Below are 12,537 nucleotides of genomic sequence, written 5' to 3' on the forward strand. Positions count from 1 at the left end.
TCGCGCTGTACTGGGATGCCGGCTGCGAAACGAGGATGTATGTCCTCGATCAGGCGAGGATCAACCGTTGCCGACTCGGGGGCCGAAGTCAGTAACGATGAAGTCGGCACCACTGCAAACGTGCGCTGGTTTTGCCTATCGCGTTCGATAAGGCGTGGTAGATGCGGAAACTCGGTCGCAGAGTTCGACCTTCCCGTTCTTGGTCAACATGCGCTTTACTGCGGTGATCGCGAGATCGCTGGACAGTGATGGCCCCAAGATGATCTTCTTGACGACCTTTTCCATAGACATGTCTTCGGCGGTGATCCCGTCGATATGACCAACCTTGAATCGAAGCTTTGGCTCGATGCCGCGAGGCCCGACCGCATAGTTGAACATGTCGCGAAGCTTCCCCGCTTTGTCTCGCTCGGGCATATAGACAACGCGCCACTCTTGCTCTTCCCTGAAACCATCGTGCTTGGTAAAGAGCGCGAAAAACTTGATCCGCTCCAGGAGAGCATGGGCAGCCAGGTAAAGTTTCTCGATCGGAAATGCTCCGGCTTGAATCAAGCCTGCCGCCTGATCGATCTTGCCGGTGATCCACTCCCTGCGCTTCGCGGTCGAAAGATAGTCCACGGGCGCCAATACGAGCGGAGAATTCTCGTTGTAGGCTAGCTTGGAGACGTCGAACACGATTGCGGCACCGTCTCCGTTGCCACCGTAGCCTCTCCACATAGAAAGCCTACCATCTATGTCCTCCGGCTCCTCGTGCTTCGACAGACAGACGATATACGTATCAAATGCGTGTTCGACAGCGAACCGGTTGAAGTAGCCGGAAAATGCGTCAAGCAGAGCCTTGTATCGTGGCTCATCTCCACAGGCAGCTCTTATGGTTTCGCTGCGAAGAAGCGCGTGCAGCCCCTCGTTCATGCCGAAGCGGAGTTCTTCCACGTCGTTCATGAACATCGGGTTGGAGAACCAAACTTCGTCGTTCGACATGATTGCGTCGAGCGTCGAGATTGACGTGTAGTGCGCCAGCAGAGGCCTTTTGTTTGGAAACGTTTCCCCATTTTCCAAATCGGCCCACAAGGCACGATGAAACGGCTGGTACAGCTCATCGTCTGAAGTCATCTTTTCCCCGTCCCCTTCCGCTGATCGTACACCGGTGCGGGGGCCAAGTGCATAAATCTGCATACGCATGCGCTGTCCGCCACGACCGTACTAGGCCTTGCTGCTGGCCCCTCTGACATTCGTGCATTTGCATAAAAACGACTCGATGAAGCGCACAGGCAGGCGAGGTCCCAACCGCGCGCGCCGAGTGACAAGCCCCTGGGGCAGCCCCCTCTCCACCCTTCGGGAATGGGCCTGCAGGCCGCATTGGCGGCCGCTGGAGGGGCGATCAGGGTTCGGGCCATGGGCCGGAGCTCTGCAACCGTAAGCGCCCCACTAGCGCGCAGGTGAAGTCGGAGGCATGTCAACAATGTCAGCGTTGACGAGTCCCGCCCCGCCTCAGATACTGTATGCATATACAGCACCGCAGCCATGCCCTCCCCCCTCCGCCTCGAATACCCGGCGCTGTCACGCGCCCAGCTCCGCATCATCGGCGACCGCCATGGCAGCGACCCGGTCGTACGGCGGTTGTTGATGGAGGTGCGCGCGTTGCAGAACATCGTTTTGCGGGCGCACCAGGTGGCGGAGGCTGCAGGACCTGGTCATCGAGCGGATGCGTTCGGCATCGCGGTCGCCGCCTCACACAGAGAGCTGGAGGCCGAGACCTGGTTCCAGGAAGACCTTGCAGAGAAGGCCGCCTACCGAGCCACGGTTGCAGCCGGCAAACTACTACCACGTCGAGCGGGCACATCGCGCCGCGAGGGCACGGAGTGACGGGGACTCTATGTCGAAGCCAATCCGCGAGCGCTTTCCCGCGTTGTCTCTTGCTGAGCTTCATCAACTCGCCGAGCTAAATCGCGACAACGAGACGGTGACGCGGCTCTTGTGGGAGATTCGCGCTCTCCACGATGTCGCGTACTACGCTTGGCGCCTGGAAGCAGAGCACTACTTTGTGTACCCCGACAACCCCAAAGGAGCGGCACTGTTTGCACTTCGCCGCGCTCTACAGCAAGAGCGTTGGCTCTCCGAGATGATCGCGAAGATGCAGGTAGAGACACCGCTAGGCGACCGAAGGTGAACAAGTGCCCAGCGTATGATGAGACAGCCCACCCGGGGCTCCGCGCCAATGTGCTACTCCGCCCAAATCGAGGCCGACTATCGGCGATTCGTTCACGAGTACGGTGCCATCATGTCGCTGGATGAGTTCACGCGGATGGTGGTCGCGTACTTCAACAATCCGAAGATGCGTGTTCCCAAGGCCATGACTGCGCCCTTCCTCGTTTCGCCTGAGACTGACGAGGAGCGCAAGATTGCTGAGGTGATACGGGCACGCATGGCCGCCGATGAGATCGAGCTGCTGCAAGAATTGGCAAAGCAGGCCGAGCGCCTGGAGAAGGGTCAGCAGGCCCTGGCGGTGAAGGTGTCAAAGAAGGCCTCAGAAGAGGTGCGCATCGCCACCAACAAGATTGCGTGGACCAAAGGCAAGCTGGAAGAGCTCAGGAGTACAGAGATTACGCCAAGGGACGCACGTATCTTCCCTGGCTGGTATGCCCCGGTGATGGTGATGGAGAACGGCCGACGCGTCGTCAAGCCGATGCGCTACCAGTGTCGCCCCGCCGGCAAGCCTGCCTTCTACGACGCTCAGTTTCCCGGCACCTACAACGCCCGCCGCGACAACCTGCGAGGCTTTTGGAAGGCTCAATACGGCCATACCCACGGCCTGATCCTGGTGGACGCGTTCTATGAGAACGTGACCGGACCAGATGGAAAAAACGTTGTGCTCGAATTCCGGCCGGAGCCACAGCAGACTCTGCTGGTCGCGTGCCTATGGTCTCGCTGGACGAAGCCAGGCGAAAAGGACCTTCTTTCTTTTGCCATCATCACCGACGATCCGCCCCCAGAGATTTCGGAGGCCGGCCACGATCGCTGCCCGGTGCCAATAAAGCCTGAGAACATCGATGCATGGCTCAGCCCCGATCGGGCCAATCTAGATGCAATGGAGGCGATTCTGGATGCGCGCCCAGCTGTATATTATGAACACCACCTTTTCACCTAAACTCGCATGCAACGCCGTACGGAAAAATGATTAAAGAAATCGCCGAGGCAATAGCCACCATCCCCAAGGAATTCGTGACCGCCATTTTGTCTGTGGCCGGTGCTTTTATCGTTGCCGATCTAACTTCCAGACGCAACAACAAACACGCACGGAGCATGCTGGAGTTAAAGCAGTCTTACGATGAAAAGCAAGCTGATGTGGACAGGCAACTCAAGATGAGGCTCGACATCTATATCCCCGCAGTAAAGGCGTCAAGCCAGATTCCCGTGGTGTTGGGAAAATACCTGGACCCGTCCGCCTCAGATCAAGATTGCGCCAGCACCCTGGCAGAAGTAGCCAAGGAGTTGGCAGCGGCAAACGCAATCGCAGGAGAAAATTCCACGGAGAGCTTAATGGCGTTGTCACAGAAACTAGGGGAGCTTGTCGGCAAGAATGGCGTCACCAGACTTGGTCTCAAGATGAAGCATGCAAAATGGTCATCTCTAAACGATCTAACGAATCAGCACATCGCGTCCGGCACGGCTTTGACCGAATTAATGAAGAACGCGAACATCAATGGGGAAGGCAAGGAATACTGGGAGCGAATAAATCAGCAGAGGCTTATTCATGAGACCCTATTAGCGGATTTCACGAAAAAACGTGATGCTGCATATGATGTGCTCAAAACCGCAATCGAAGAAGCGGTAACCTCTCTTGCAAAGGACATACCAAAGCTTCAGACGCTGCAGGACGAGGCACTGTCCAACCTGCGCCTTGACCTAGGCCTACCGGAAGACCGGGCCGCAAGAGCCGCGTTCAGGGAAAAATCTATTGCCACCGCCCAAAGCGCTATTGCCGAAATGGTCGCTACTATGAAGGCGCCGGCGGGGTAGCTCTTACAAATAGCCAGAGGGAAACCGCATATCCCTCATTGATCCTCTACCCCTTGCGATTGGCGAACGGAAGAGCGCCATGTAACTTCATGAATGCCTCCAGCAGAGCCCGCTCGGTATCGCGCGGCACTGGTGGGCCATCCGTGGGCATCGCGCGCAGCAACAGCGACTCGTACCTCGCCAATTGCCATAAGATCTCGCCGCCCCTGTGGGGACCGTTGATCGACGTCTTTCCGGCGCAGTGATTTAGGAGGTCTCTGAGGCGCTGGCGAAGCGAACGCGCTGAGCGGTCCCCCGCAAGTCCGATGTTGCCGCAATCACTCCCGCCGTCATTGCCTCATCGGCAGTCAAGAGAACTTCAACGATTGCCTCATGCAAAGTGAGCACAATCCAGTCCCTCCCATCCCCAGCAGCCGATTCGATGAGGAGCGGCGTGCGTAGCGCACCACTCCGTCACCACTACTTCCTTATCTGCGTATCGTGTAGCCGATCTCCGCGTGGATGCTGGCTTCGATGACAGCATCATAGGGTGCCGGCTCGCGGACGGCCACCCGTGGCGGCTTCTGACGGCAGTTGGCCACGATAGGGCAAGCAGAAAGGCCGTAGTCGCAGTGTGGGGGAGAGTGAGAGTGAAGCAGCTGTCGGCTGCCTGGAGCAGAGGCGCATATTGAGCACGGTGCGCACAAGCGCAAATCAGGCACACCGCCAAGTTTTTCAAAAAATTATGGGACGGCCTCAAGAACTGCCCATCCGAGACAGGTTTGCCCCCTCCCCCCCTCATTGATCCCGGAAGAGTCTGGGAACGAGCCACGCATCATTGATGCGCCGTGTGGCTTGAACAGCACGCGAGTGGAGGCCTGTTCGCTGTGCCCTAACCCCGGCATAACCCCGAGAAAAACAAAAGGGCCGACAGTTGCCTGCCAGCCCTTGTAAAACTTGGTGGGTCCTGCGGGATTCGAACCCGCGACCAATAGATTAAAAGTCTACTGCTCTACCGACTGAGCTAAAGACCCCAAAGACCGCGATTATAGGGAGATAACCGCGATTCTGTCAACGCCCCTTAGGCCAGACGCTCCATCCTCCACATCTGATAGCGGAACGCCAGCACCGCGCCGATCAGGATGCCCGCCACCGCGATGAACGAACCGATCGCCAGTGTCGAGACGCCCGACAGGCCCTGCCCGATCGTGCAGCCCAGCGCCGTCACGCCACCGATGCCCATCAGGATGCCGCCGATGATGTGGTTGCCGGTGTCCTCTGCGTTGGCGAAGCCTTCCCAGCGGAACGTACGCGTGGCCAGCGCCACCACGGCAGAACCGGCAATCACGCCCAGCACGCTCACGATGCCGACCGTCAGCACCTTCGACGTATCGCTGAAGAACATCAGCCATTCCAGCGTGTACGACACCGGCGCCACGAAGCTCAGCGCCTCCATGCGCCCGCTGTTGGTGGCGACGAATGCCTCCTGCAGCGTGTTCGGATCTTCCTGCACGTAGCCAATGTGGCCCGACACGTACCACATGCCCACGATGATGAGCCCAACGCCGATGCCGCCGAGCAGATTGTCCCCCGTGCGGAAGTCACGCCCCACCAGCGCCCAGAGCGACAGCGCCCCGCCCATCACCAGCGACAGCACGAGGCGCAACATGCGCGCATTCACCGAGAACGCATGGCCGAGCACGCTGGGCAAATCTTGCGACGTCGGCAGCGCAATGGCGACGCTGTCGACGGTTGCCACGCGCACCACGCCGAACACACCCTTGAGCGTCATGTACGCCGACAGCCCGAGGAACACGAACACCACGACCGACTTGAGATTGCCGCCGCCAATGCGCACCAGCGTCTTGCTGCCGCAACCCGAGCCCAGCACCATGCCAAAGCCAAATAGGAACCCGCCCACCAGCGACGACAGCCACAGCAGCTTGCCGGCCGTGTAGATCGTCTTGCTCGTATCGATCAGGCCGAGCCAGCTCAAGCCCCCCGTGCCGATCATGGCCACGCCGATGGCGAGCGCCCACATGCGCAGGCGGCTCCAGTCGCCGATGTTGACCACATCGGACACCGCACCCATCGTGCAGAAGTGGGTGCGCTGCAGGATCGCCCCAAAGAGGAACGTGAGCGCAAAGGTGCCCCACAGTACGGTGTGGGACAGCGCGTTGAGATCGATATCGGGCATGCTGTGTCAGACGTAGCGGGTCGGATCGGGAACACCGGCCGCCTCGAAGCCGGCCTTGCGGATGCGGCACGAATCGCACACGCCGCACGCGCGGCCATCGTCGTCGGCCTTGTAGCACGACACGGTCATGCTGTAGTCCACGCCCAGTCGCACGCCGGCCTGGATGATCTCCGCCTTGGTCATGTCGATGATTGGCGCGTTCACGCGGATGCGGTCGCCTTCCACGCCAGCCTTGGTGGCCAGGTTGGCGAGCGTCTCGTAGGCGGCGACGTATTCGGGGCGGCAGTCCGGATAGCCCGAGTAGTCCACCGCGTTGGCACCGAAGAACAGGTCGCGCGCGCCCACCGCCTCCGCCCAGCCAAGTGCCAGCGACAGCATGATCGTGTTGCGTGCCGGCACGTACGTGATGGGGATGCCCGATTGCGCGCCGTCGGTCGGCACGTCGAGCTTGTCGTCCGTCAACGCGGAGCCGCCGAACTTGCGCAGATCCAGATCGACGATTTCGTGGCGTACCGCGCCCAGCGCAGCCGCCACCTTCTTGGCCGCCTCCAGCTCAGACGAGTGGCGCTGGCCATAGCGCATCGACAGCGCGTAGGTCTCGAAGCCATCGGCATTGGCCATGGCGAGCACGGTGGCGGAGTCCAGCCCGCCGGACAGCAGGACGATGGCGCGTTTTTTCATGGGCGAAGCCTTGCAAAGCCAATCGGGAAGGCCCGCATTTTAGCGTGCCGCCGCCCTGCCCGCGCCCGCCGCGGCATATGTCCGCCATATGCGCCCCCATGTGCGCGCCATGTGCCGCCCCATGAAAAACGCCCGCCGGTGCAGCCACGGGCGGGCGTCGTCGGGTACACAGCGGCTTGCCGATCAGCGCATCGTCTTCAGACGGCTTTGTGCGGTCTTGGCCTGCTCGGAGCCGGGGTACTGAGCCACCACCGATTCCAGCGTCTTGCGCGCGGCCGCCTTCTGGCCCGACTCGCCCTGGTTGGTCGCCACCTGCAGCAGCGCGTCGGGTGCCTTCGGGTGCTGCGGATTGCTGCGCGCCATGTTCTCCAGCACGTAGCTCGAACCCTTGTAATCGCGCTGTGCGTAGAGCGCGTTGCCCAGCCAGAACTGCGCCAGAGGCAGATACGGGCTTTGCGGGTACTTCTTGGCGAACGCCGAGAACTGGTTGCCCGCGCCCTTGAAGTCGCCGCTCTGGAACGCCTTGAGCGCGGCGTCGTACTCGGGCTTCTCGTTGGGCTGGACCATGCCCTCGCGGCCTTCCACCGTGGCCTGTTGCGGCTCGAACTTCTTCAGGCGCGCATCGAGGTCGGTGTAGTAATCCTTCTGCTGCTTGGTCAGCGTGTCGACGGCGTTCTGCAACACCTCGTTCTGACCACGCAGGCGCGCCACCTCGGACTTGAGCGTCTCGATCTGGTTCTGCGCGTCGATGACATTGCGGCTGTTTTGGTCGATGCGCTGCGCCGCCGTCGACTGGAAGTTGTTGAACTTGTCGCGCATATCGATGATGGCGCGACGCGCCTCATCGTCGTCAAACACCCCCGCTGCTGCCGGGCCAGCCATGGTCAGGGCGCCACCCGCGACACATGCTGCCATCAGAATGGCTCGAGAGACGCGCTGTTTCATCATCGTATTCATGTGATTGCCAACGTAAGAACGCCGGCCGCAACCTCGCAGCCGGCGTGTGTCACTTCAAATCGTGCCGATCAGCAGACGCGATTAGTACACGATATCGGCGCGGCGGTTCTGCGCCCACGAGTCTTCGTCGTGGCCAGTTGCCTGCGGCTTTTCCTTGCCCAGGCTCACGGCTTCCATCTGGCTGTCAGGCACGCCCATCGACGACAGTGCGCGACGCACGGCCTCGGCACGCTTCTGGCCCAGTGCCAGGTTGTATTCGCTGGTGCCGCGTTCGTCGGTGTTGCCCTGGATCAGGATCTTGCGCTGGTTGTGCGACTGCAGGTAGCGCGAGTGCTGGCCCAGCAGGCCCTGGTATTCCGGCTTGACCGAGTAGCTGTCGAAGTCGAAGTAGATGCTGCGCTTGGCCAGCGGGCTGTTCGGGTTGGTCAGCTCGTCGGCACCCACGTCCACCGGGGTCACGGTGCGGGCGTCCGCGCCCGTACCAGCACCGCCCGTACCGTTCTTGGCGGTGTCGTCCAGCTTCACACCCGAGCTGCAAGCGCCCAGGGCCAGCAGCGCGGCAACCGCTGCGAGTTTGATCATGGTTTGGGACTTCGACATGTCCGATTTCTCCTAAAGGAACGACTTGTTATTGCATGAAAGGACCCCACGCCGGCTCACGCACTTCGCCGGCCTGGAGGGAAAGAACCTGACGCGTACGGCCATCGGTGGACACTGCAGCCAGCACCGACTTGCCGCCCACGCGCGTGGAATACAGGATGAACTTGCCGTTGGCGGCAAAGCTCGGCGATTCATCGTGCGACGTGTCCGTCAGCGCGTTCACATCGCCGTTGGTCAAATCCTGGGTGTACAGGCGGAAGGCACCGCCCACGCGCGAAATGTACGCCAGCAGCTTGCCGTCGGGGGACACGCGCGGGCTGGTGTTGTAGCTACCCTTGAACGTCACGCGCTGAGCACCGCCGCCTTCTTCGCCATCGGCCGACATGCGGTAGATCTGCGGCGCACCGCCACGGTCGCTGGTGAAGTAGATGGAGCGGCCATCCGGCGAGAACGACGGTTCCGTATCGATCGCGCTGCTGCGGGTCAGGCGGCGCAGGCCCGAACCATCGGCATTGACGACGTAGATTTGCGTATTGCCATCGCGCGAGAGCGACACCGCCACGTGGCGGCCATCCGGCGACCAGGCCGGCGCCGAGTTGTTGCCCTTCTGGTTCGAGATGACCGTACGGCGGCCCGCCACCAGATCGTGCACGTAGACCACCGGCTTCTTGCTCTCGAACGACACATACGCGACCTTGGTGCCATCCGGCGACCACGACGGCGAAATGATCGGCTCGTTGCTCGTCAGCGCGATCTGCGGGTTGGCGCCGTCGGAGTCGGAAATCTGCAGCTGGAAGCGGCGGCCGACCTTCGACACGTACGACAGGCGCGTCGCGAAGATGCCGCGCTCGCCGATCAGCTTTTGATAGATATAGTCGGCGATCTCGTGCGCAGCCAGACGCAGTTGCTCGGGCCGGCGCGTCAACGACAGGCCGCCCAGGCTTTCGCCCTTGGCGGTGTCATACAGGCGGAAGCGGATTTCGTAGCGGTCGCCGTTGCGGGTCACGGTACCGCCCACGAAGGCTGCGGCCCCCTTGGTCTTCCAGGCACCCAGGTCAGGGGCCGGACTTTCCGGCACCACGGCACCGGCGACGTCCACGTTCGAGAAGCGACCGCTGCGCGCCAAGTCGGCCCGGACGATCGCCGTGAGGTTTTGCGGGGCCTGCGCCTCGCCCTGGAAGTTAGCAATCGCGATCGGGTACTGGCTGGCGCCCACGCCCGAAATTTCGACGTTGAGCTGGGCATGCGCCACACCCACGCTGGCGGCGGTCAACAACAACGCCTGCGCGGCGCGTCGGAACATCGGGATCCACATCTTTCGCATCATGTTCGTGTCCGTATCGAATCTGAGAATCGTTGGCCAGCGCCGCCGAAGCAACGCCGGTGCGTTATTCCTTGGGCCGGAACGTCAGGGTGACGCTCGATGGCGCCTTCCCGTTGGTGTCACGCGGCAGCGGGTCCGAACGCTCCACTGCACGCAGCACGGCTTCGTCATAGGCACCGTTACCGCTCGACTTCGTCAGGCGCTTGGACAGGATGGAGCCATCGGGCGCCATCTGCACCGCCACCACCGCCGTCGGGTTGCCGCTGATCGCCGACGGGTCGAACAGGATGTTCGGCTTGACCTTTGCACGCACGCGCTCGGCATACCCTGCCGATGCCGTGCCGCCAGTACCCATCGCGTTGCCGACACCACCGCCGGAGCCCGCCACCGAACCCGTCGCACCCGCACCCGCCATGGCGCGCAACCGATCCAGCTGTGCCTGCCGTTGCGCGTTGGCGCGCGATTCATTGGCCTTGCGCTCAGCATCGGCCTTTGCCTTGGCCTCGGCTGCAGCCTTGGCCTTCAACTCCTTCTGCTTGGCCTCAGCGTCGGCCTTCGCCTTGGCTTCTGCCTGCGCCTGCAGCTGCGCGTTCCTGCGCGCCTGCGCCTCGGCCGCGGCGGCCTTCTCAGCCGCCTTTTCCTTGGCCTGCTGTTCGGCCAGGGCCTTGCGTTGAAGTTCCGCCTGACGGGCTTGCTGCTCCTCCTTCAGACGAGCCTGGCGTTGCGCCTCAGACCGCTCTTCGGCAGCACGGCGGGCGTGCTCGGCCTCACGCGCAGCGACGGCTGCCGCTGCGGCCGCGGCTTCCTGCTCACGCTTGCGCTTGCGCTGCTCCAGTGCGATGTCGGCTTCCTCTTCCGCCTTGGCCGGCGGCGCCTTGATCACGGGTTCAGGCTTGACCTCCGGTACCGGCGCGGCCTGCTGCACGGCCTGCTGAACCGCCGCTTCGTCCCACAATTCGGCCTCTTCGCCGCGCGGGGTGCTGCTCTGCCACTGCACACCAAAGTACAGAAAGATCAGCAGCAGGATATGTGTCAGGACCGCCAGCCCGAACGCGCGCAGCGTGCCGCGCTCGCGAACAGGCTCGTACCGGTGCAACGACGTCGTAGTCATGACGTTCAGGTTGCCCCGCCCTGGTTCGTTAACATTCGGTTCATCCACGTGCTCATGACGATTTCACCATCAGGCCGACGCGCTTGACGCCATCGCCCTTGAGCACGCTCATCACGGTCAGCACGCGGTCGTATTGGACCGACTTGTCGGCGGCAATCACGACGGGCTGGTCGGGGTTTTCGTCGGTACGCTGCTTCACAAACGCACGCAACTCGTTGTTGTTGGCGAGCTTCTGCTCGGTCGCCCCGGAACCCGTCTTGATGCGAGCAAGGATCGTGCCGTCGCCCTTGATGGTCACGACGATGGGCGGCTGGGTCTGCTGCGGCGTGGCGTTGGCCACCGACGGCAGGTTGACCACGCCCGGGTTCACCACGGGTGCGGCCACCATGAAGATGACCAGCAGCACCAGCATCACGTCGATGTACGGAACGACGTTGATGTCAGCCTTGGCCCGTCGGGCGCGGCGCGTTCGCTGGATGGTAGCCATGCGCTTGGCTCCTTAGCGCGTCTGGCGCTGGAGGATGTTCGAGAACTCTTCCATGAAGCTCTCGAACCGGTTGGCCAGTCGGTCCATCTCGGTGGCGTAGCGGTTGTAGGCGATCACCGCCGGAATGGCCGCAAACAGGCCGATAGCCGTGGCGACCAGCGCTTCGGCAATACCGGGCGCCACCGCCGACAGCGTGGCCTGCTGCACGTTCGACAGGCCGCGGAAGGCGTTCATGATCCCCCACACCGTGCCGAACAGGCCGATGTACGGGCTGACCGAGCCGACCGACGCCAGGAACGGCAGGTGCGATTCGAGCGAATCCATCTCGCGCTGATAGGCAGCACGCATGGCACGGCGGGAAGCGTCGAGAATGGCGCTCGGGTCCCCACCGCCGCGCTGCAGCTCGCGCGCTTTCAGGTATTCACGCATGCCGGCTTCAAAGATGCGCTCAAGCGCCCCGGTGGTGTGGCGATTGTTGGCAGCGCTCTGGTACAGCGCCTGCAGGTCGCCGCCGGCCCAGAAATCGCGTTCGAACGACTCGGTCTGGCTGCGCGCGGCGCGCAGGGCAAAGGCTTTGCGGAAGATGTACGTCCAGGAGAACAGCGACATCACCAGCAGCAGGCCCATGACGAATTGGACCAGGAGGCTGGCGTGCAGCACCAGCGAGACGATCGACAGATCTTGTGTGACCTCGACGGGATTCATGCGGCGGCTTTGATGGTTGCAAGTACGGGAGCGGGAATCGGGGTCGGCCGGAAAGTGACTCGGTCGACACATCCGACACGAATCGTGCCTGATGCGAGTAAAACGTCGCCACGCCAGCCTTCCTGGGCGAATTGGACCGACGCGGAGCCGACCCGTTCCATACGCGAACGGATCTGCAGCAGGTCATCCAGGCGTGCAGGTGCGCGGTAGTCCACAGCGGTGCTACGCACCACGAAAATGGCCCCGGTCGTGTCGGCCAGCGCCTGCTGGTCGACCCCAAGCGCGCGCAGCCACTCGGTGCGGGCGCGCTCAAAGAATTTCAAGTAGTTGGCGTAGAACACCACGCCGCCTGCGTCGGTATCTTCCCAATACACGCGCAGGTTCCAGTCAAAAGAAGACATTTGGCAATTTTACCAAGACGCAAGTGACGGCCAGCCATCCGCCGGCCGGTCGAGGGCTTGCACCGGATGACAAACCCT

14 protein-coding genes and 1 tRNA gene are annotated in these 12,537 nt (G+C 62.1%); 4 read left to right on the plus strand and 11 right to left on the minus strand.

Features of this window, described 5'->3' with window-relative positions; genetic code table 11:
- Window positions 1–135 precede the first annotated feature (135 nt).
- On the minus strand, window positions 136–1,179 hold the full coding sequence (locus tag NG900_RS09440) for a DUF2971 domain-containing protein (protein WP_252679572.1): 1,044 nt from the start codon (window positions 1,177–1,179) through the stop codon (window positions 136–138).
- 342 nt (window positions 1,180–1,521) lie between these two features.
- On the opposite strand from NG900_RS09440, the gene NG900_RS09445 reads away from it, so the two are divergent.
- Genes NG900_RS09445 through NG900_RS09460 form a run of 4 tightly spaced genes read left to right on the plus strand, consistent with a single transcriptional unit; the run spans window position 1,522 to window position 4,017 of the window.
- Window positions 1,522–1,863: a hypothetical protein gene (locus NG900_RS09445; RefSeq protein WP_252679573.1), complete on the plus strand. Its 342-nt coding sequence runs from the start codon at window positions 1,522–1,524 to the stop codon at window positions 1,861–1,863.
- A gap of 10 nt (window positions 1,864–1,873) precedes the next feature.
- Window positions 1,874–2,167, plus strand: a complete 294-nt coding sequence (locus tag NG900_RS09450; RefSeq protein WP_252679574.1) for a hypothetical protein — start codon at window positions 1,874–1,876, stop codon at window positions 2,165–2,167.
- A 48-nt stretch (window positions 2,168–2,215) separates the two neighbouring features.
- Entirely contained in the window at window positions 2,216–3,145 is a 930-nt protein-coding gene (locus NG900_RS09455) for an SOS response-associated peptidase family protein (RefSeq protein ID WP_252679575.1), read from the plus strand.
- A 26-nt stretch (window positions 3,146–3,171) separates the two neighbouring features.
- Complete coding sequence (locus NG900_RS09460) at window positions 3,172–4,017, plus strand: hypothetical protein (protein ID WP_252679576.1); 846 nt, start codon at window positions 3,172–3,174, stop codon at window positions 4,015–4,017.
- A gap of 937 nt (window positions 4,018–4,954) precedes the next feature.
- On the opposite strand, the gene NG900_RS09465 is transcribed toward NG900_RS09460, so the two are convergent.
- The 10 genes from NG900_RS09465 to ybgC all read right to left on the minus strand — a co-directional run bounded on the left by NG900_RS09465 (window position 4,955) and on the right by ybgC (window position 12,459).
- Window positions 4,955–5,030, minus strand: a tRNA-Lys gene (locus tag NG900_RS09465).
- Window positions 5,031–5,077: 47 nt separating this feature from the next.
- On the minus strand, window positions 5,078–6,193 hold the full coding sequence (locus tag NG900_RS09470; RefSeq protein WP_252679578.1) for a YeeE/YedE family protein: 1,116 nt from the start codon (window positions 6,191–6,193) through the stop codon (window positions 5,078–5,080).
- 6 nt (window positions 6,194–6,199) lie between these two features.
- A complete protein-coding gene (queC, locus tag NG900_RS09475; RefSeq protein ID WP_252679586.1) occupies window positions 6,200–6,874 on the minus strand; it encodes a 7-cyano-7-deazaguanine synthase QueC in 675 nt (224 codons plus the stop codon).
- 183 nt (window positions 6,875–7,057) lie between these two features.
- On the minus strand, window positions 7,058–7,831 hold the full coding sequence (gene ybgF / locus NG900_RS09480; RefSeq protein WP_252679589.1) for a tol-pal system protein YbgF: 774 nt from the start codon (window positions 7,829–7,831) through the stop codon (window positions 7,058–7,060).
- Window positions 7,832–7,912: 81 nt separating this feature from the next.
- A complete protein-coding gene (pal, locus tag NG900_RS09485; protein WP_252679591.1) occupies window positions 7,913–8,431 on the minus strand; it encodes a peptidoglycan-associated lipoprotein Pal in 519 nt (172 codons plus the stop codon).
- 28 nt (window positions 8,432–8,459) lie between these two features.
- Window positions 8,460–9,755 (minus strand): Tol-Pal system beta propeller repeat protein TolB, encoded by a 1,296-nt coding sequence (gene tolB / locus NG900_RS09490; protein WP_420804139.1) that lies wholly within the window; start codon window positions 9,753–9,755, stop codon window positions 8,460–8,462.
- A gap of 64 nt (window positions 9,756–9,819) precedes the next feature.
- Window positions 9,820–10,866, minus strand: coding sequence for a cell envelope integrity protein TolA (gene tolA / locus NG900_RS09495; RefSeq protein WP_252679593.1), 1,047 nt, complete (start codon window positions 10,864–10,866; stop codon window positions 9,820–9,822).
- 52 nt (window positions 10,867–10,918) lie between these two features.
- The gene (tolR, locus tag NG900_RS09500; protein ID WP_004629515.1) at window positions 10,919–11,353 is read right to left on the minus strand and encodes a protein TolR; all 435 of its coding nucleotides are present in this window, start codon (window positions 11,351–11,353) and stop codon (window positions 10,919–10,921) included.
- A gap of 12 nt (window positions 11,354–11,365) precedes the next feature.
- Complete coding sequence (tolQ, locus tag NG900_RS09505; protein WP_004629517.1) at window positions 11,366–12,058, minus strand: protein TolQ; 693 nt, start codon at window positions 12,056–12,058, stop codon at window positions 11,366–11,368.
- On the minus strand, window positions 12,055–12,459 hold the full coding sequence (ybgC, locus tag NG900_RS09510) for a tol-pal system-associated acyl-CoA thioesterase (RefSeq protein WP_252679595.1): 405 nt from the start codon (window positions 12,457–12,459) through the stop codon (window positions 12,055–12,057). The genes tolQ and ybgC overlap by 4 nt, the downstream gene beginning before the upstream one ends.
- Between the last annotated feature and the right edge of the window lie 78 nt (window positions 12,460–12,537).

Source organism: Ralstonia soli (assembly GCF_023955655.1).
GTDB lineage: Bacteria > Pseudomonadota > Gammaproteobacteria > Burkholderiales > Burkholderiaceae > Ralstonia > Ralstonia soli.

Coding starts and splice junctions, on each gene's coding strand:
- NG900_RS09470 (WP_252679578.1), bottom strand. CDS start 6,193: ATGCCCGATATCGATCTCAACGCGCTGTCCCACACCGTACTGTGGGGC.
- NG900_RS09455 (WP_252679575.1), top strand. CDS start 2,216: ATGTGCTACTCCGCCCAAATCGAGGCCGACTATCGGCGATTCGTTCAC.
- queC (WP_252679586.1), bottom strand. CDS start 6,874: ATGAAAAAACGCGCCATCGTCCTGCTGTCCGGCGGGCTGGACTCCGCC.
- NG900_RS09460 (WP_252679576.1), top strand. CDS start 3,172: ATGATTAAAGAAATCGCCGAGGCAATAGCCACCATCCCCAAGGAATTC.
- tolR (WP_004629515.1), bottom strand. CDS start 11,353: ATGGCTACCATCCAGCGAACGCGCCGCGCCCGACGGGCCAAGGCTGAC.
- ybgC (WP_252679595.1), bottom strand. CDS start 12,459: ATGTCTTCTTTTGACTGGAACCTGCGCGTGTATTGGGAAGATACCGAC.
- NG900_RS09445 (WP_252679573.1), top strand. CDS start 1,522: ATGCCCTCCCCCCTCCGCCTCGAATACCCGGCGCTGTCACGCGCCCAG.
- NG900_RS09440 (WP_252679572.1), bottom strand. CDS start 1,179: ATGCGTATGCAGATTTATGCACTTGGCCCCCGCACCGGTGTACGATCA.
- ybgF (WP_252679589.1), bottom strand. CDS start 7,831: ATGAATACGATGATGAAACAGCGCGTCTCTCGAGCCATTCTGATGGCA.
- tolQ (WP_004629517.1), bottom strand. CDS start 12,058: ATGAATCCCGTCGAGGTCACACAAGATCTGTCGATCGTCTCGCTGGTG.
- pal (WP_252679591.1), bottom strand. CDS start 8,431: ATGTCGAAGTCCCAAACCATGATCAAACTCGCAGCGGTTGCCGCGCTG.
- tolB (WP_420804139.1), bottom strand. CDS start 9,755: ATGCGAAAGATGTGGATCCCGATGTTCCGACGCGCCGCGCAGGCGTTG.
- tolA (WP_252679593.1), bottom strand. CDS start 10,866: ATGACTACGACGTCGTTGCACCGGTACGAGCCTGTTCGCGAGCGCGGC.
- NG900_RS09450 (WP_252679574.1), top strand. CDS start 1,874: ATGTCGAAGCCAATCCGCGAGCGCTTTCCCGCGTTGTCTCTTGCTGAG.